We start from the raw sequence: 20,047 nt of genomic DNA, 5'->3' as shown, positions 1-20,047 counted from the left end.
CTTGCCATGAAATCGACGGGTCGAAGTTGTCACCCAACCAACCGATGTAGTCTTCCAGTTTGGTCGGTGAACCGCGGTAAGTAGAGATGTTGCCAAGATCGTGAGGCTTGCCGAGTAAACCAACATCAACTGCCCAGCTAGGATGACGCATTGATTGAAATACACGACGCATTGCTGCGTTCGGACCACTCATTCCTGAGTGCATGTCACGGTAGCGAGCGCCGGGTACTGGCATATCCACGGTGAAGACCAGCGTTGTTACGCCAGCGGCTTTTGCGCGTTCAAGAACGTTCTTCATGAAGCCGCGATCTTTTAATACGTAAAGCTGAAACCACATTGGGCGTTCAATCTTAGGTGCGACTTCTTCAATCGGGCATACCGATACCGTCGACATGGTAAAAGGAATGCCTTTGTTGTCGGCGGCTTTTGCTGCTTGTACTTCACCACGTCGTGCGTACATACCTGTTAAACCAACAGGAGCCAGTGCGATTGGCATTGCGAGCTTTTCGCCAAACAACTCGGTTTCCAAATTTAGGTCCGACATGTCATTAAGCACACGCTGCTTGAGCGCGATCTCTGCCAGATCGGCCGTGTTGCGGCGTAGGGTATGTTCTCCGTAAGAACCGCCGTCAATGTAGTGGAAAAGAAACGGTGGCAATTTCGATTTTGCTGCGGCGCGGTAATCAGTCGATGCGGATATGATCATAATTTCAGTCCTAAATTCTTGGGATGTTGCTCTTCTATGAGAGCTTGGTTTGGGCTGCTTTAATTCTTGAAAGTCAGTGTTCTGTTTTTCTTAAACTGTAAAACTGTAAAACTGCAAAGCAATAAAATGGCGCTAATACCCGAGGGTGTTGATGTGTTTTAGTATCCATTCCTAAACTCATCAACTGTCTTATTAGACGGTGTTGCAGTCGGGGAATTGAGTATTAACGCCAAGTGCTTGTGTAACGACTTATGGTTTACATAAGTGCGTCTGTCATTTTGAAGCCGTAGATAACCACTAGGCCGATGATTCCTGTCATCACCAAGTAGTAGAACGTTGGGATGATAGTCTTACGTAGCGTTGCACCTTCACGCCCTAGTAAACCTACCGTTGCCGATGCCGCTACTACGTTGTGAATCGCAATCATGTTACCTGCTGCTGCACCAACCGCTTGCAGAGCGACAACCACCGCACTAGAGATAGTCAGAGTTTGTGCCACTTCAAACTGGAATTGGCTGAACATCATGTTTGAAACTGTGTTCGAACCTGCAATGAAGGCACCTAACGCACCCACCGTTGCACTTAACGCTGGGAATGCGCCGCCAACTAGGTCAGCTGCAAAGTTCGCAGTCGTTACCGGCATACTTGCCAAATCAGCGCCGTTCACACCAGAGTTAATAAAGATACGCACCATTGGGATGGTGAACACCAACACAAAGCCTGCACCAATCAGTGTTTTACTTGACTCACCAAAGGCTTTAGCCAGTGGTGCTGCGCTGCGAGATTGCATTAGAACCGCAACCAGCGCGACGAAGACCAAGATACCGCCAGGTAGATACAGAGGTTGAATCGCAGTGCTTACGCCAGTCTCGCCAAGGATGTTGCTGAACGATAGGCTCACGCTCTTAAGTAGGCCTTTGAACTCAGGGCTCACACGGCTAGCAACTAGAGTGACAGCAAGCAGCACGTAAGGTGCCCATGCCATTGCCATGCTCATTTTCTTATGACCTTGCTTAGTGTCATCAAGATCGATTTTCAGAGAACCTAGCCATTCTGCTGGCCACTTGTCTTCGCTCTCGAAATCCCATTTTGATTTTGGTACGAGGAAGCCACGTTTTGCTGCAGTAACCACAATTGCTAGGCCAACCAGACCACCAATCAATGATGGGAATTCTGCGCCTAGGAAAACGCCCGTTAATGCGTAAGGAATAGTGAAAGCAGCACCTGCGAACAGTGCGAACGGCAGGATATCTAAACCTTCAGTCCAACTTTTGTTCTTACCAAAGAAGCGAGTCAGCATCATTGCCATCAATACAGGCATCATCACACCAACAGAAGCATGAATCAGCGCAACGCTTGACGTGATTTGTTGCAGGTAAGCATCCCATGTTGAGCCATGAGCAATCAGGCTTTCACCGATGTTGTGCGTGTCCAAACCTTTGTTCACACCAACGATGATAGGTGTACCAACCGCGCCGAATGATACTGGCGTAGATTGGATCATCATGCCCATCAGTACCGCAGCAAGCGCAGGGAAGCCGATAGCAACCAGAAGTGGTGCAGCGATGGCAGCAGGAGTGCCGAAGCCAGATGCGCCCTCAATGAATGAACCGAAACACCAAGCAATGATGATTGCCTGAACACGACGGTCAGCGGATATATCAGTGAATCCGTTGCGGATAGTGGTGATGGCTCCGGTGTGTTTCAAAGTGTTTAATAAGAAGATGGCGCCGAACACAATCCAGAGAACCGACACGGTAATGCCGAAGCCTTGGAATACTGAAGCCAGCACGCGAGTGCCAGACATGTCCCAAGCAAGTAGGGCGATAGCAACCGTTAAGGCAAATGCCACAGGCATCGCTTTTTTTGCAGGCCAGTTAAGGCCAACCAGCAGAATCGCTGCAACAACTATTGGTGAAAATGCCAATAGGGCTAGTAGAGTTTCACTCATGGTACTTCCTCGTACTGTTTTCAAACGTTCATGTTTGAAGTAAAGATCACGTTATGGTTTGTCATTATTTGAATCGCTTTGGCCTCTAAACGGGAACCTTGTTTGGGCGACTCTTGTAATTGGAATGACTGTTTTTGTAATTGTTTTGTTAATTTGGCGTGAATTTACCCCTTTATTTTTTATTGATATAGGGAAATAATGAAAATAATTAATTCCAAAATTGGCATAATCAGATGCGAGCAGACGATTTGATCCTGTTTTCACAGGTGGTAGAACTGGGCAGTTTTAGTAAGGTAGCAGAGCAAAATAACCTTACAAATTCGGTAGTTAGTAAAAGAATTGCGCGTTTAGAGGAAGAGATTGGCGTGCAATTATTATATCGAACCACGCGTAAATTGACCCTGACTGAGGCGGGCAAGGCAATGTTACACGGAGCCAAAAATGTGAAGCAGGCAGCTCAAGAGGCTATGGATGCAGTTTCAGGCTTTGGTGAAAATGTCAGTGGTCATATCAAAATGTCAGTGCCTACTATCTCCGGAGATTTGATTCTCGCAGACGCGGTGGCTGAGTTTTGTAATATGCATCCAGGTTTAACGGTCGATATGTCTCTGAACAATCGCTTTGTCGACTTGGTTGAGGATGGCTTGGACTTGGTGATTCGTACTGGTTACCTAGAAGATTCAAGCCTCATTGCTCGTCATATATTGGATTCACAATGGGTGGTGTGCGCTTCGCCATCTTATATTGCTAAGAACGGTAAGCCGATGCTGCCTAAAGACTTAGTGCAACATAACTGCCTGCAATACGCATATCAAACAACGGGTGCCAGTGAATGGCAGTTCCTGCATAGTAAAGACGGATGTACTGACAACGACAAATACATCGTGCGTGTCTCGGGTTCATTTTCTACCGACAACGCGACGGCATTAAGAAAGGCGGCGTTGGGCGGTCATGGGGTCGCGTACGTACCACGTTGTCTGGTTTATCACGACATTCGTAACGGCCAGCTGGTGGATATCTTCCCTGACTTAGTTGGCAAGAAGCTCGGTATTTATGCGGTGTACCCCTTTACGCGCCAACCACCGAACAAGATTAAGTTATTGATTGAACACATCAGAACGCGTTATCTGACGATTTCACATTATTTTTAATAAGGATCACGATGAGCTATTTAAAAGAGTATCAATATCCAGTCACCAACAAACAGATCGTCAGCGATGACTATTTTGGCCAGATAATCGAAGACCCGTACCGTTGGTTAGAAGACGACAGAAGTGACGAAACCGCGCAGTGGGTAGCGAGTCAAAATGAGGTCACGTTCGATTACCTTGCTCAAATCCCGTATCGCGCAGAACTGCGAGAAAGACTGGCGAAAGCGCAAGACTACAAAAAGAGCTCGCAGCCGTTTGTTCGAGGTGAGTACACCTACTTCTATAAAAACGATGGTCTGCAGAACCACAGCATTCTCTATCGTCAGAAAGAGGGGCAGGAGGTTGAAGTCTTCTTAGACCCGAATACCTTCTCGGAAGACGGCACTACATCTCTAGGTTCTGTGTCGTTTTCTAAAGACTACAACTTAGTGGCGTACAGCATTTCTGAAGGTGGTAGCGACTGGCGCAAGATCTTCGTGATTGATACCGAGACTAAACAGCCGCTTGAAGCCGAAATCACTGACGCCAAATTTACCGGTATTTCTTGGTTGGGTAATCGCGGCTTTTATTACTCTAGCTACGACAAGCCAGACGGCAGCCAGCTCTCTGCTCGTACTGAGCAACACAAGCTGTACTTCCATGAGTTGGGTACAGAGCAAGCTAGCGACAAGGTAATCTTTGGTGAGAGCAACGTTGAACAACACCGTTATGTGTCGGGCTACACCACGGAAGACGATCGTTACTTAATTATTCTTGGGAAAGAGTCGACATCAGGTAACAGACTGTTCTATATCGATTTAGATTCAGAGGCGCAATCGTTGAACACGCTGATTGACCATGTTGATAGCGACACTTACCTCATCGATAACCAAGACCAAGTCTTCATCTTATATACCAACTTAGATGCGCCAAACGGCAAGGTGGTGAGCTTTGATACTCGCGATGGAAAGTGGCTTGATATCATCCCTGAGAAGCCACAGCCATTGGACATCAGCACTGGTGGTGGTTACTTGTTTGCTCATTACATGGTCGATGTGGTGTCTAAAATCGATCAGCTTGATTACCAAGGTAACTTAGTTCGAGAACTTCACATGCCTGGGATGGGAACGGCCAGTGGCTTAGGTGGTAAAAAAGAACAAACCCAGCTTTATTACACCTTTACCAATTATGTCACGCCGCCAACGATTTTCTCATTCGATGTCGAAACTGGCAGTTCTGAAATCTATCAGCGATCTGAGTCACCGTTTGAATCGGATAAATTTGAGTCTAAACAGGTCTTCTATACCTCAAAAGATGGCACTCAGGTTCCGATGCTTATCTCTTACAAAAAGGGATTAAAACTAGACGGTAGTAACCCAACCATGTTGTACGCCTATGGCGGCTTTAACGTGAGCCTAACCCCTTCTTTCTCTGGTACGGTAGGCAGTTGGTTAGAACTTGGTGGTGTGTATGCCGTGCCTAACTTACGTGGCGGCGGTGAATACGGTAAGGCATGGCACAAAGCTGGTACTCAGCAGCAAAAGCAAAACGTATTTGACGACTTCATTGCTGCTGCGGAGTTCTTAATCGAAGAAAACTACACCAGCAGTGATACGTTAGCGATCCGCGGCGGTTCTAACGGAGGTTTGCTAGTAGGCGCTTGCATGACACAAAGGCCTGAGCTGTTCCAAGTGGCTCTGCCTGCGGTTGGGGTGTTGGACATGTTGCGTTACCACACATTCACGTCTGGTGAAGGCTGGGCGTACGACTACGGCACATCAGCACAAAACAAAGAGATGTTCGAATACCTGCTTGGCTATTCTCCCGTTCACAATGTGGTGCGTGGCGTTGATTATCCGGCGACTCTTGTTACGACGGCTGATCACGATGACCGCGTGGTGCCTGCTCACTCTTATAAGTTCATTGCAGAGCTGCAAGATAAGCATGAAGGTGGCGCACCCGTGATGATTCGTATTGATGTTAATGCGGGCCATGGCGCCGGAATGCCGCTCAGCAAAGCGATCGATTTAACCGCCGATATCTACGCATTTACTCTGTTCAATATGGGGGTAACAACTGAACAAGTAAACGAATCATAAGTGGTTAATTAGGCAAATTTCGCAGTATTACTTGGTACTTATTCATATTTGAGAAGGTAGATCACTAAAAGAGGTTTTCCTGATCGGGTATCTGTGACGTCGTTTAAACAAATATAACTATCCTGTTGTTATCTCATCCTCCAGTGTGTGAATATTCAAATAAAGAAAGCGCTTTCTTTGTTTGGGGGCGATATGTCAAGTCAATGAGGTTATGTATGGAAACAAAAGGTAAATTTAGACTATCTAATATCGCTATGTGTGTAGCTCTAGGTCTGGCACTAGTGGGTTGTGATGATAACGATACGGTAGTAACGACGCCGTCACCTTCGGAAGAGTATGTTGCAGACCAAGGTTTCCATATATCGCCAACACAAGGTGTATTTAGCGGCGAAGATGGAGAACAACCAAAATTTGTTGTTCCAACGAATGCACACACACCAATTGTGACTTCTGATGTTGCGACGCGAACAAGCTCAACACGAAATGTTGTACAGTTCACGACGGCTGACAATGCGGGCCTAGTTGCCGGCTTTGATTTAGGTAACCTAGCATTTAGCAGCCTTCCTGACGCATCTACCATCGAGTTCGACATACGCATGGTAGGAGCGGCTAATATTGCATCATCGTCTGGTTCTATTGCGCAATACAGCGATACTGCGGCTAAATGGACATTTTTAGTTGAAGGACAGGACTCTAGCGGCGCAGATATCATAACGACAATGGATTTTGCCGCAGAGCCAACAGCAGAGTGGAGCCACTTTGTCTTTACAAAATCAGAGTTGTTGAAAAGCAACGCTGAACTTACCACTATCACGGCCATCAAGATGTACCCAAACACTGATGCAACCGTTTATAACGTTGATAACGTCGCGGTTTACCCTGAATATCGAGACTCAGAAGGGCCTCAGTTAACTCTTATTGGTGGTGCATTAATCACTCAGCTTAACTATCCAGATGCTGTTGATACTTTTGAAGACCCAGGTTATTCAGTAACAGATAATCAGGATGACACAACCGAAATCGTCGTTAAAAAGACCTATGGTGATTCAGGTGAAGTTGATGCAGATAAAAACGATACCTATCAGATCACTTACAGCGCAGTCGACACGACAGGTAACGTCGGTAAGCCTGTTACACGAACCGTCATTATTGAAGCGGCTCCTGATCTTGAAAATGATATAACGCCACCAGAATTAACATTGAATGGTGCATCAACGGTGCGTGTTGAGCTTGATGGTGAATATGTTGAGCTTGGTGCAACCGCGAATGATGACGTTGATGGTGAAATCAAAGATATTACTATTTCTGGTGAAGTTGATGTTCATACCATTGGTAATTACACAATCACTTACACGGCAACTGACAGCTCAAACAATACTGGAACAGCAGAAAGAACTGTAACAGTCTATGAGTCAGTCGTATCCGAAAACCTGATCGTGAATGGTGACTTTTCTACTTCAATAGGTAGTGAATGGGTTCTTCAAGAAGGTGAAGGCAAACTAGAAATTGTAGAAGGCCAATTGGTTATTTCTGAGTTTACGCCTGGGGCAACATGGCAACCACGCTTCGTTCAATCTGGTGTCGAGCTAGAGCAAGGTCAGGCTTATATTGTGACTTTTGATGCAAAGGCGGGTGAGGCTCGAAATATCGTACTTCAGGTTGGACAACTGCTTACAACAGACCCTTGGTACCTTCCTGTAATGGATGACACAACGGTTGGTATCTCTACTGAAGTTGATAACTATAGTGTTCAATTTACAGCCAATGAAAATGCAGCGAAACCAGTCGATTTGATTTTCGCGATTGGTGGCGGTGCTGCCACGCCTATCACACTTGATAATATCTCAATCGAAGTGATTACTGCCGATATGATTGCGCCTGTGATTACTTTGACAGGCAGTGATGTACGTATGTCTGTCGGTGAAATATATGTTGAGCCTGGATATGTTGTTAACGACAACGTGGATGGTGACATTACAGCGTCTGTTGTTGTAACGGGTGATGATTTTAGCACTGCAGAAGTAGGAACTCACACTGTGACATACACAGTTGAGGATTCTGATGGCAATGAGTCTGTTGCTGAAAGAACGGTTTATGTGTTGTCTACAGAAGATGTCGACAACCTAGTCACGAATGGCGATTTCTCTTCAGGCCTTGACGGTTGGTTACAGTTTGCAGGTGTCGACCCTGTCATTGTTGATGGCGCTGTAAAATACACAACGGGTGTATTGAAGCAAGAGCGCTTTGGTCAAGGTTCAGTTCAGCCAGGTGACCAGTTGGTCGTATCGCTTAAGATGAAGGGCGCATTCACTGAAGGTGGCGTATTCAAAGTTGGTTTACATACAGAATCTCCAGATGGCTCAGGTTTACCTGCTGAATCTAAATGGGAAGAGTACTGGTCGGTAAGTTCAGATTGGACAGAGGTCGAGATCCCATGGACTCTAGGCCAACATGCCGATTCGATTTCAATTGAATTGCTTGTAGCTGGTCCTCCTGGACAAGAGATCTACCTAGATGACATAGCAATCAAACCAGCAACATTCTAACTGTTCTATAAATCTAGCCTCTTGATGAACGATCAAGGGGCTAATTTAATGAACAACATCAATTAACACTGTTAATTAAAAACACGAGTTTATATTAAAGCTGATTTTTCTTGTAAGAAGAGACTTTACTATACGTTTGCGTGACCAATATTCAATTGTAATCAAATACTGACAGTCATGAGTACCTCGGAGATAAAGTTCATGGACAGAGACAATTTATTAGACGTTCAGAATAGGCTAGCCCCAATTAGCAGACAAGCTGCTGCGGAAGGCATCGTGTTATTGAAAAATGATGAAGCAGTATTGCCTATTAAACACAGTGATAACTTGGCTGTATTTGGTCGTTGTCAGTTAGATACTTACCGTAGTGGTACAGGATCGGGTGGGGCGGTTAACGTTAGATATGCAGTCTCGATCATCAAAGGATTTCAAGACAATGACATGATTCATCTGAACGAGAACTTAGCCGAACGTTATCTACAATGGGTCAAGGAAAATCCGTTTGATGATGGCGGAGGTGGCTGGGCAGCTGAGCCTTGGTATCAAGAAGAAATGTTACTCAGTGATGAAGATGTGGCTCTTGCTTCAACGGAATCGAATAAAGCGGTTTTTATTGTTGGTCGCACCGCGGGTGAAGATCAAGATAATGCCGATCTTCCTGGCAGTTATAAAATGACTGACATTGAAATGAGCATGTTGAAGAAGGTTACCCAGCATTTCTCTAAAGTCATTGTGGTAATGAATACCACCAATGTGATGGATATGTCTTGGTTGGTGACACTTGAAAATCGACACGTTATTAAGTCAGCACTCTATTGCTGGGCTTCAGGTATGGAGGGAGGGCATGCTTTAGCTGATGTGTTATCAGGTAACGTTTCTCCTTCAGGAAAGATGACCGATACCATAGCCTACGATTTGTGTGATTATCCTTCTTCCGCAAATTTTGGGCGTTCAGACTACAACTGTTATGCCGAGGATATTTACGTTGGGTATCGGTATTTTGAGACTTTTAAGCCTAGCGCTGTTCAGTTTGAATTTGGCTTTGGTTTGTCTTATACCCGTTTCCAACAAGATCTAGTCGGTTTTGACATTGTAGGGCAAGGTAAAAAGTCAGTAGTGCGAGTTTCTGTGAAGGTCACCAATATCGGGGAGCTTTACGCAGGAAAAGACGTCGTTCAAGTGTATTTAGAAGCGCCGCAAGGAAAACTGGGTAAACCGGCTCGTACGCTTGTTGGCTTTGTCAAAACCTCAGAGCTCAATCCAGGAGTATCTGAAACCCATACTATTTCTATCCCTGTTCGTGATTTAGCATCGTATGACGACAGCGGTGCCACGGGCCACAAAAGCTGTTATGTATTGGAACCCGGCGACTACTACTTCCATATTGGGGCAAGTGTTCGTGACACAGCGAAACTAGCGCATAGGTATCATGTGTCCTCGCTTATAGTGACGCAAGACTGCCAAGAAGCGTTAGCCCCTTCGCGTTCATTTGAACGAATGAAGCCTAAAGGTTGTTCTGATGGCCAATATGATGTCGCTTTTGAGCCTGTACCTCAGTGCAGTGTCTCTTTGTTAGACCGAATTGAATCCAATTTACCGCAGGAATTAGCGATAACGGGAGACATTGGAGTAAAACTGCAAGACGTAAAATCTGGCGAGGCAGCGCTAGAGCAGTTTGTGGCTCAACTATCGCTACCACAACTGGCGACCATTATTCGTGGTGAAGGCATGTGTAGCCCGAAAGTCGCGCCCGGTACTGCCGCGGCATTTGGTGGAATATCGGATGATTTGACCGATTTTGGGATCCCCGCTGTTGCAGCCGCTGACGGCCCTTCTGGTATTCGTATGGACAGTGGTCACCAAGCGACACAGGTGCCAATTGGTACACTGTTAGGTTGTACTTGGAACCCACAATTAAACGAACAATTGTTTTATTGGATTGGTAAAGAGCTGCGCGCGTATCAAATTGATACATTGCTTGGTCCGGGAATAAATATTCATCGACATCCTTTAAATGGTCGAAACTTTGAATATTTTTCAGAGGACCCATACCTCACAGGCACTATCGCGGTCGCGCAAGTTAGCGGGTTAAAACAAGCAGGTGTTACTGGTACGCTCAAGCATTTTGCAGCAAACGACCAAGAAACGGGGCGAATGGATGTAGACAGCGTTATGTCTGAACGCGCAATCAGAGAAGTCCACATTAAGCCGTTTGAAATGGCTGTGAAATATGGGGGCGCGACAACCATTATGACTTGCTATAACCCTGTTAACGGTCATTGGGGGGCGTCAAATTATGACCTTAATACAAGCGTGTTGCGTAATGAGTGGGGCTTTAAAGGCATCGTTATGACCGATTGGTGGGCGAAAATGAATCACCCCGTTGACGGTGGGGTTGAGGATAAAGTCCACACCTCTTACATGATCCGAGCTCAGAACGATCTGTATATGGTTGTTGAAAATGATGGTGCAGCCACGAACGTAGCAGGAGACGATACCCTGACGGCGATAGAGCAAGGTACGCTGACGCTGGGTGAATTGCAGCGAAGTGTCATGAATATTTGTCGCTTTATTTTGGATACGCCTGCAATGGATCGCCCAGTTGAACGCTATGAAGCGGTAAAGTCGGTGAACCCTTTTCATGAGTATTTCGGAAGCAACGCAATTACGGTAGATGCAATACCGCCACTGAATGCAAACAGTAATACGAGCTTTGTTATTGAGGTTGCAACACCGGCAACTTATCAAATCGCAGCCAGCATGAGCTACGACAGGCCATCATTGGCGCAATCCTCTTGTGCTTTAAGCTTGAATGATGAGTTTTGTATGTCTCTGTCTATCCATGGGACTGATGGAGAACTTGCGAATATTGAAGGTTCTAAATTGTACTTGGAGCAAGGTTACTATCACGTGTGTATAGACTTTGTTAAAGCAGGAGCAACAGTGCACGAGTTAGAGTTTCGAAAATGTTGATGGCCTAGCCTAGCCTAGCCTAGCCTAGCCTAGCTTAGATTTGTTCAATTAAACGTAGATTAAATTAGATTCGTTTTATTGAACCTAATGCACATAAGTTTACATTATTAATATGCAGCGTTTTTAACGCTGCATATTTTTTTATATAAGGTGAAATTCAAATTTTCGTGTGACTTCAATCACGTTAGGTCATCACAAAGTGGCCGCTATTTTGTGATTGAATAAAGCAGTCATGATAAATTGAAAGCGCTTTCAAAATTAACATATTTTAAGTTGCATTATGTCGAACACAAATAAAAATACCAAAAAATTAACTTTAGCCGCACTGTGTAGCGGCGCATTTATTGCTGGTTGTAACAGCGGTTCTGATTCACCAAGCACTCCAACACAACCTGATGCCAATGGGTGGACAATGGTGTGGAGTGATGAGTTCTCAGGCACTGAGATCGATAAAACCAGGTGGGGTTTCGAAGTCAACTGTTGGGGAGGTGGTAATGGAGAGCAGCAATGCTATACCGACCGTGCCGATAACTCATACCTAGATGACGGCAAGCTTTATATTCTCGCAAAACAAGAAACATTTACTGGGCCAAATAACCCCGAGGGTGATTGGAGCGACACAACGACATTGCCATACACTTCTGCTCGTCTACGTACGATGAATAAAGGTGATTGGCAGTATGGTCGTTTTGAAATTAGAGCAAAGCTTCCCTACGGGCAAGGCACTTGGCCTGCAATCTGGATGTTGCCAACAGACTATGTGTACGGCGGTTGGGCAGCTTCAGGTGAGATTGACATTGTTGAAGCCGTCAACTTGAAGGCACCTTCAGACGCTGGTGGCTTGATTGGTGGCACTCCTGAAAGACGCGTGTATGGGACGCTTCATTACGGTGCGGCTTGGCCTAATAATGTGGAATCGGGAGAAGAGTATTACATGCCGGGCAACGTCAACCCTGCAGATGATTTTCATACTTACGCTTTAGAGTGGGAGAAGGGCGAAATTCGCTGGTATGTTGATGGCGTTCACTATGCTACTCAGCGTTCAAGTGGTTGGTACAGCCAATATACCGAAAATGGGCAAGTAGTGATTGGAGAAGAGGACGCGCCTTACAATCAGAGATTTCACCTACTGCTTAATCTCGCGGTTGGTGGGGCATGGGCCGGCAACACAAATGATAAAGGCATTGATGAGTCTGTTTTCCCTCAAATAATGGTTGTAGATTACGTTCGTGTATATGAGTGTCAATCGAATACCGTGACTGGCCAAGGCTGCGCTTCGGTTTCTCCTGATGCGGTTCTTGTTCCAGGGCATGCCGCACCATAGGGAAGGCAGTTAATATAAGAATGGTTTATGGAATAAAAGCCTATATAAAGAGCTGTTAATAGAAGACGAAGTTAGAAATAAAGTTTATAGAAAGGTGGTGTGGCTTAGAGATAAGCCACACCATTTTTTTTGCTAAGTTCAACCTATTTAGTTGTTTAGGTCAACAGACCCTAGCACCTCACTGCAGTCAACCGCATCTTCTGGTGTGCCACTTGAATTTGGCACAATTCGAACTCTGCCCAGATCAAACTCTACGCTTTGTTCACTGAACATCAAAAATGGCGTGCTCATCCTTTGAAATGACATTCCTGCCTGCTCGAAACACTGTAGAGGCACTTTAACGGTTGTCCACTGTTCTGAAGGTTCTGGTAATACTCGGTTGATTTGTAATTCACCGATACATGGCCATTCACAATGTGTCGCTAGAGTCATGCTCTCTGGTGCCTGAGTCTTCATTCGAATATCAAACTCTAGAGTGGAGTTTGCGTTAGTATAGCGGTTGTAGTCTGCTCCTTTTTTATCGGGAGTCTGCATATACAATTGGGCGGCAGGGCGCTCATTAAACGATTCTTCAGAACTTAAAAACTTAACGTTGAGAGCCGATTGCTGCATTCCGTTATAGTTAATACCGGTTGTAGTGAGTGAGCCTATCGACGTTGTGCCCTTGGTCACGGCAAGTGATTCCCAATTATTGGCAGCGCCAGACATTCTTGCAGTAAATTCACCTTTAGCGTCTTTACCAAAGACTTCCAGTGCGACTTGCGCAATGCCATTGTCAGGTTCTGACATGCCACACCCGTAGTCTCTCGGATCGAGCGGAATATTATCTAGATCGTCATAACGAGCCTTAATCTCTTTTTGATCTTTATAGTTGAGCCCATATCCATAAGGGAAAAGGGGCTGATGTTCACCCATGGTATCCTGTTCAATGAGGTTGCCAGTAATCCCGTCGATCGGAGTTTGGTAATTAGGAATGTTCGGAGCATTGCGATTAATGGTGGTCGAACATTTTTTTGCTCCCCATGAATAGCTCAGCGTTCCTTTGAAGTCTTGGCCTTGGTTTGCGAAGAGCACATCGGTGATCCCTAAGCCTTCAGTGCCGGGGAGCCATGCAGCGACAAAAGCGTTAGATAGATTGATCTCTTCGTTGACATAGAGCGGGCGACCGGAGTAAAAAATGGTCACAACCTTGTACCCTTGGCTTTTCAGAGTTCGAATCGTCTCTAAATCATTTTTGTAAGAAGGCTTAAGCTTGGCGAATTCTAAAGTTTGTGTTCGGCTGATGTCACCAAACATCTCTGCGTAAGGATCCTCACCGATAATTACAACGGCGGTTGTGTCTTCCGGGCTAGCATTGGATATCTCGGTCGTCACATTGTCAGGACCTACAACAGATTTCATCGCCATTAATAGTGTCTGTGCATTTGGAAAGTCTTTTTCAATGGTGTTGCCATCGCCTTGCCAAGACAACGACCACCCACCTGTTTGCTTCGTAATATCATTCGCGGCAGAGCCTACAACCAAGAAACGGTCGCTTGTCGATAACGGAAGTGCGTCGTTGTTTTTAAGCAGTACCAATGACTCTGACACCGCTTGGCGAGCCAAAGAAACATGTTCTGGAGCGCTTAATACCTCTTGTTTTCCGGCTAAAGAGCGCAAAGAGGGCATTGGCTTGTTCCATAAATTAGCGCGTTTCTTAACTCGTAATATCCTAGTGACGGCATCATCAATGCGTGACATTGGAATCACCCCTGAGTTCACCTGCTCAATGACATTGTGATAGAACGCTTGCCAGTCTTCACGCGCGGTGATCATGAATACGTCATTACCCGCGATAACGGCTTGTGGGCAATTTGCGGCTGTGCAGCCATTGATTTCACCTTGCCCATTCCAATCTGTGACAACAATGCCATCAAAGGCCATTTTTCCTTTGAGTACGTCTGCAATCAGGTATTCAGAACCATGAATTTTTTGGTTGCTCATGTACGGTTGATCGGACGTATTGGCTTTGTCGCTACTCATTGGATCGTAGTTATTAGGGTTCCACCAAGAGTTAAATGAAGACATCACCACTTGCGCGCCAGAGCTTAAGCCCCCGACATACCCCATAGCGTGAATATTGCGAAGGTATTCTTCTGTGTAACGGTTCTCACCGTGGTCAACACCATTGAGTGTGCCGCCATCACCAATCCAGTGTTTGACGTTTGAGATCACATGAGTGTCTCCCTTAAGGCCACTTTCTCCGCCTTGAATACCCGTTACCATGCGTTTGGCGTATTGGTAAACGATTTCAGGATCTTCAGAATACCCTTCGTAGACTCGCCCCCAGCGATAGTCTCTCGGAGTAGCAACGGTGGGTGCAAAAGTCCAATCTAAGCCGGTTGCAGCCACTTCACGGGCGGTAGCGACGCCTATTTTTTCAATTAACTCTGGATTACGAGCTGCCCCTAAACCAATGTTATGTGGGAAGAGTGTCGCTCCAAAAACATTGTTATGACCATGGACGGCATCTGTGGCCCACATGAACGGAATGCGAAACCCTCGGCCTTCATAACTTTGTTCAAGTGCTAGCCAGAATTTGTCCGCTTCATTGGCCCACCGTTTTGCCGACGCATACTTGTCGTCGTCGGGGAAACCACCCCCGCCGTTTAAAATGGAGCCTAGTTTGTACTTTTGTGCTTCAGCTGGCGTAACTTCACGTAGATCGGGCTGAACCATCTGTCCGACTTTCTCTTCAAGCGTCATGAGTGACACGATAGCTTTGATCTCTGCCTCTATGAGCGGGTCTTTTGATATTTGGCTATTCACCGGCTGCCAATCGTTCAAGTAGGGCAGAGCGTCATTTGAATCGAACTCGGCAGAGGAGGAGATTGCTTGGTTGAGAGCTTGGTCGGGAGTTTGGCACCCTAAAATAAAGCTTATGGAAATGCATAAGCTCAACATCGATTTTTTATAGATAAACACGTATAAACTCCTGTTCATCGCAAGGCGACACAGTATTTTCTTAGATGGATAAATTTAGAAACCATTAATCAAATCGAAGACTTAATTAATGGTTAAGAGGATTTTGGGAGACTAAGCAGAGTGAAAAAAGAGAAACTCTGCTTAGTTTCAATTAGAAGTAGTATTTGTTGTAGTCTCGTGCGCAGAGCGCTCCTGATGTGACTTTAAAAGGCAGACCGGCAGGCACGACTAATGGTCGTTTCTTGTAGCGGACTAAGTCTTTTAAAGATTTGGCATAGGCGTATTTGCTCGCGAGATCTTTCCAGTAGTTATCAAAACTCATGGTCGTCACCTTGAATAGGAGTGGCCTTTTTTGGTTAGGTCACCGTAAGGACTCATTGATTCTAGCGACGAGAGGGAGCGCGTTACTCGATCTCGTCGTTTGTGTTGAAGGCTGCTTTGAATTTAGGAATAGCCAAGTTTTAGGCGTAGCCTAGCTTCAAGAACAGCCTATTTTGAAAACTGCATATCGGTTAGGTAGAACTTGTCACCAGCAGCGCCATTGCTACCGAAAACAGCAACTTGCATAATTTCGGCAGCATCAATTGGAAGCTGTGTCATATCAAATGAGTATGTCGTCCAATCGCTACCCACTGTAGGAGCCAGCAATGTTTCGTAAGATGCCCCTTTGGTTGTATTAAAGGCAATCTTGAAGTCTGATAAGGCACCTACCGATGCGAGTTTAAAGCTCAGGTTTTTGTATTCGTTCATATCAAAGTCGAATGGCAAAATTTCACCATAGACATCACCAGTGAACGCAACAACCGCTCCCCAACCGTCACCTTTTGTCATTTCCCACGCATTGCTACCTAGGTAAGTTGATTCTAGGTCGAAGTCTGTCCCTGTTGACCATTCATTGAAGGCAGCGTTACCAACATTAAGGAAAGCACTGTCATCATAAGTTAGGTCTGAATCTAAACTTGTCGGTGAAATCATGACAAAAGCATCACCGTAATCATTGTGATCGCGAGTAGGGTGTATACCCGTGTCGTAGGCAATGAAGTCTGTGACATACAACGTTTGACCCGTAGTGTCTGGCGTGTAAACACCGTAGACCGCAATTTGGTTAATATCGCTTAGTGCGAGCCCAAAAGCGTTAAGGTCAATATCGATTTCATTCCATTGTGTTGCATCGTCCAACGCAAAAGGAATCACTGAACTTGTCGCTTTACCATCAACGTTTGTATCTAGGAACACTTCAAATCGGTCAAAGGCACCGTCAGCGGCCACTTTTAACTTCAAGTTAGTGTAGTTTTCCAAGCTCACTAGGTTAACTGGCGCAGCTTCAGTATTGTTTTGGTTAGTCATCGCCAAAACGGCACCCCAACTGCCATTCTCTTCGAGGATCCATGTAGGCAGGCCATCAAACGAGCCAGAAGAGATAACGGTACCCGTGCTCCATTCGCCATAAGCGACGTCTTTTAGGCCGGTTTCACTGCTTGAGTGTAAAATGATGAATGGGCTTTCTAAGTTGTCATCAACCGTCGGCTCTTGAGTTTTCAAGAACTTATAGTCTGTCACGTAGAAAGTAGAAACGCCCGGAGTGCCGCCCACGCCCATTATGGCAATAGAGCTTACGTTCGAGGTTTCTAAAGAGAAGCTACTAAGATCAAGTCGTACCGATTGCCATTGATCATTGATGCGATCGTCAACAGGTAAAAGAAGTTCTTTGCTTACGCCGTTTGCCTCTAGAGTAACGGCGTATTTTTCGAAACCACCGAGAGTTGCAACTTCAACATCTAAATACGTGAATCGGCTGAGATCTTGCTCAATACCGCCGTTGAACACTAAAACAGCACCCCAGTTACCTTCTTCAGGTGATTTTGGGCCCGAAGTAATGCTCCATGCATTTTGGCCCAAGTAATTTGAATCACCATTGAAGACAGTACCAGTGCTCCATTCTTGAACGGTATCGTCACCAAAAGTAATATCCGATACTTCACTGCCAGAACTGATCAGTACAAACTCATCCGTTGGCGGTTGAACAACCACTTCTTCGCTAAGGAAGACGTCCGCTAACTCTACTTGATCTGCATTTTCAAAAGTCAGTGAGAACCAAGATGTTTCATCATTTGGTGTAACAGGGACTTTCATTTGAACCCAACCATCGGAAAGGGCTGTACCGTTTGATATTGGGTAGTTGTCTTTGTATTCAGCTTGTAAGGTTACAATACCCACTTCAACCGTGTTTGCTGTTGTGGTACGAACCTTGAAATTCGCATGCGTGATATGATCGGCATCAATTTCATTGCCTTCAGAAACGCCCCATGCAATGTTAGACGTTGGTGCACCCCAGTTAGAACCGGGTTGCATCACAAGGATTTCACCGTATTGGCTGTTTTGAGCAGTGGCAAAAGTACTGCCACTTCCCCAGGTGTCCCAGAATTCGAACGTATGGTTGATCTCTTCAGTAGCATGAAGAATATAAATACTTTCACCAACCACGACAGGAGGTGGTGGATCGATAGGTGGTGAGGTTACGTCGGTAAGCGGGTCGTCACCACAACCAGCAAGAGCCAAAGCGGCCAGTGTTGGTGCTACATATTGGTACAGTTTCATTTTAGACTCCATTCAAAGAAAGCGCTTACAAATCGAATTTTTAGAAAGGTATAACACTTTCTTTCTTTATAGTAATTTGAACGAATTAGATACGTTGGGGGTAGCGTTCGTGAGAAAGCTGAAACTATCTATTAGCGTTCGAATCGAACATTATCGAGTTGGAAAATCATTTCGCCTTGAGGATCAAGAACCAGTAGATTTTTGATCTTTGACATATCTACTTTTCCTACTCCAAATGAGTTGCCATTTTGCACAAGATCATTCAGACCAATGGTGATGGTATTCCACTGGTTATCTTTAGGGATCTCAACAGAGTAATCGCTCACGTTTGGCCAGCCACTGTCAATTTTCACCACGATCTTGTCGCCTTTCGTGACTTCTTCCATTTTAATGTCAAAGACCAGTTTTGCGTCTTTCGTCCATGAAGAGAGGTCTAGCTCTGGTGTTGCGAAGTAGACATTGCCTGTTTCACCTGTTTTCGTAACCTGCATTACTTGGCCACGGTCATCAGTGTCGACGTCGACATAGTCAAAGCCCATAATCACGCCTTGTGGATCGTACTCGTTTTGTTGTAAGTACTTACTCAATTCACCATCGAAAACCGAAATTGTGTTGCCTGTTACGTAATCACTTGGTAGTTCAACGGTGATAGGTGGCTTATTACCTTTCACATGAACGGCGTCTTCAGAAACCGTCGCACAACCTTGACCTGTTGTTGGATCGGTTGAACATTGGTAAACACGAACGTAGTCGACTTCAAGTGCTTGCGGGAAAACGGAAGAATCGATGCCTTTTTCATTGGTGTTACCCGCCCATGATCCGCCTATCGCTAGGTTTAGCAAAAGGTGAAATCTTTGCTCGAAAGGGGCGTCATCCACACCGATGACCTTCTCACCATCTTTTGTATATAGGTTGTACCAACCATCCGATGTCTGAGTTGCAAAATGTACATCATCCACATACCAACGCATCTCATCTTTTTCCCACTCTAATGAGTAGGTGTAGAATTCGTCACCCGGGTTTTTATTATCAGGTACGGTATAAGCTTGACCTGAGTGCTTGTTATTTGGCCACATGCCGCCGTAGTGCAGGGTGCCATAAGTACGAGTTTCTGGTTGTCCATTTTGATCACCATGGATATCAGACTTACTCTTGAGGTTAACGGCTTCTACAATGTCGATTTCGCCAGAAGCTGCCCATGTGCCATAAACCCAATCGGAAGGTAGCATCCAAATTGCAGGCCATGTGCCTTGACCTACGGGCATTCTCGCTCTAACTTCAAAGCGACCATATGTCCAATCGCCTTTATCGAGACTGCGTAAACGTGCAGAGGTGTAAGGTAAGGTTTTTAAATCGTCATAATTGCCGTCGACGTTGTTAGGGCCTAAAAAGTTTTCTTTATTTGCGACAATATATAAAACGCCACCTTCAACAAATGCATTTTTATCTCTTGCTGTGTAGCATTGCTGTTCATTGTTGCCACCACCCCAGCAGTTTTCTTCGAGAGTCCATTTAGAGTCATCGATTTCAGTGCCACTGAACTCATCATTCCAGACTAACTCCCACCCCTCACTTTTTTTTAACGCTGGGTCGGACAACGTTTGTTTTGGTACAACAAAGTCGGAGCTGGAACACCCAGAGAGTAGTACAGTACCGATAGGCGTTGTTGCCTAAATCAGTTGAACCTTTTCCAAGTCCCGTGATCTGAACCTTTGTGATAGTTAGAACGGTGGTGACATGGGTAAAGCGAAAAAGA

10 protein-coding genes and 1 pseudogene are annotated in these 20,047 nt (G+C 45.4%); 5 read left to right on the top strand and 6 right to left on the bottom strand.

The window, feature by feature from the left end; all coding sequences use genetic code 11:
• On the bottom strand, positions 1–706 hold a 706-nt coding region (locus tag IQQ51_RS26965; RefSeq protein ID WP_228012814.1), incomplete at its 3' end, for an L-lactate dehydrogenase.
• Positions 707–962: 256 nt separating this feature from the next.
• Positions 963–2,657, bottom strand: coding sequence for an L-lactate permease (locus IQQ51_RS11035; RefSeq protein ID WP_048611946.1), 1,695 nt, complete (start codon positions 2,655–2,657; stop codon positions 963–965).
• Between the two features lie 233 nt (positions 2,658–2,890).
• Between IQQ51_RS11035 and IQQ51_RS11030 the strand changes: the two genes are divergently transcribed.
• From IQQ51_RS11030 to IQQ51_RS11010, 5 genes and pseudogenes are all read left to right on the top strand, one after another.
• On the top strand, positions 2,891–3,808 hold the full coding sequence (locus IQQ51_RS11030; protein ID WP_048611944.1) for a LysR family transcriptional regulator: 918 nt from the start codon (positions 2,891–2,893) through the stop codon (positions 3,806–3,808).
• A gap of 11 nt (positions 3,809–3,819) precedes the next feature.
• A complete protein-coding gene (locus IQQ51_RS11025) occupies positions 3,820–5,886 on the top strand; it encodes a prolyl oligopeptidase family serine peptidase (protein WP_193841082.1) in 2,067 nt (688 codons plus the stop codon).
• A gap of 215 nt (positions 5,887–6,101) precedes the next feature.
• On the top strand, positions 6,102–8,432 hold the full coding sequence (locus IQQ51_RS11020; protein WP_193841081.1) for an immunoglobulin-like domain-containing protein: 2,331 nt from the start codon (positions 6,102–6,104) through the stop codon (positions 8,430–8,432).
• Between the two features lie 201 nt (positions 8,433–8,633).
• Entirely contained in the window at positions 8,634–11,405 is a 2,772-nt protein-coding gene (locus tag IQQ51_RS11015; protein ID WP_193841080.1) for a glycoside hydrolase family 3 protein, read from the top strand.
• Between the two features lie 280 nt (positions 11,406–11,685).
• Positions 11,686–12,726 (top strand): annotated as a pseudogene (locus tag IQQ51_RS11010) (family 16 glycosylhydrolase); the annotation flags it as partial.
• Positions 12,727–12,876: 150 nt separating this feature from the next.
• Here the strand turns inward: IQQ51_RS11010 and IQQ51_RS11005 are convergent.
• The 4 genes from IQQ51_RS11005 to IQQ51_RS10990 form a co-directional block, all read right to left on the bottom strand.
• Positions 12,877–15,693, bottom strand: a complete 2,817-nt coding sequence (locus IQQ51_RS11005; protein ID WP_322632748.1) for a glycoside hydrolase family 3 protein — start codon at positions 15,691–15,693, stop codon at positions 12,877–12,879.
• A 151-nt stretch (positions 15,694–15,844) separates the two neighbouring features.
• Entirely contained in the window at positions 15,845–16,015 is a 171-nt protein-coding gene (locus IQQ51_RS11000; protein ID WP_157367667.1) for a hypothetical protein, read from the bottom strand.
• A gap of 167 nt (positions 16,016–16,182) precedes the next feature.
• Positions 16,183–18,291, bottom strand: a complete 2,109-nt coding sequence (locus IQQ51_RS10995) for a hypothetical protein (protein WP_193841078.1) — start codon at positions 18,289–18,291, stop codon at positions 16,183–16,185.
• 131 nt (positions 18,292–18,422) lie between these two features.
• Positions 18,423–19,889 (bottom strand): glycoside hydrolase family 16 protein, encoded by a 1,467-nt coding sequence (locus IQQ51_RS10990; protein ID WP_228012812.1) that lies wholly within the window; start codon positions 19,887–19,889, stop codon positions 18,423–18,425.
• Positions 19,890–20,047 lie beyond the last annotated feature (158 nt).

The organism is Vibrio sp. OPT18, from assembly GCF_015163615.1.
GTDB lineage: Bacteria > Pseudomonadota > Gammaproteobacteria > Enterobacterales > Vibrionaceae > Vibrio > Vibrio coralliirubri.
The sequence above is the reverse complement of the archived record's forward strand: the minus strand, read 5'-3'. Positions and strand labels throughout refer to the sequence as shown.

Excerpts from the sequence above, each read along its gene's own strand:
- IQQ51_RS11015 (WP_193841080.1), top strand. The coding sequence starts at position 8,634 with ATGGACAGAGACAATTTATTAGACGTTCAGAATAGGCTAGCCCCAATT.
- IQQ51_RS11030 (WP_048611944.1), top strand. The coding sequence starts at position 2,891 with ATGCGAGCAGACGATTTGATCCTGTTTTCACAGGTGGTAGAACTGGGC.
- IQQ51_RS11035 (WP_048611946.1), bottom strand. The coding sequence starts at position 2,657 with ATGAGTGAAACTCTACTAGCCCTATTGGCATTTTCACCAATAGTTGTT.
- IQQ51_RS10995 (WP_193841078.1), bottom strand. The coding sequence starts at position 18,291 with ATGAAACTGTACCAATATGTAGCACCAACACTGGCCGCTTTGGCTCTT.
- IQQ51_RS11025 (WP_193841082.1), top strand. The coding sequence starts at position 3,820 with ATGAGCTATTTAAAAGAGTATCAATATCCAGTCACCAACAAACAGATC.
- IQQ51_RS11000 (WP_157367667.1), bottom strand. The coding sequence starts at position 16,015 with ATGAGTTTTGATAACTACTGGAAAGATCTCGCGAGCAAATACGCCTAT.
- IQQ51_RS11020 (WP_193841081.1), top strand. The coding sequence starts at position 6,102 with ATGGAAACAAAAGGTAAATTTAGACTATCTAATATCGCTATGTGTGTA.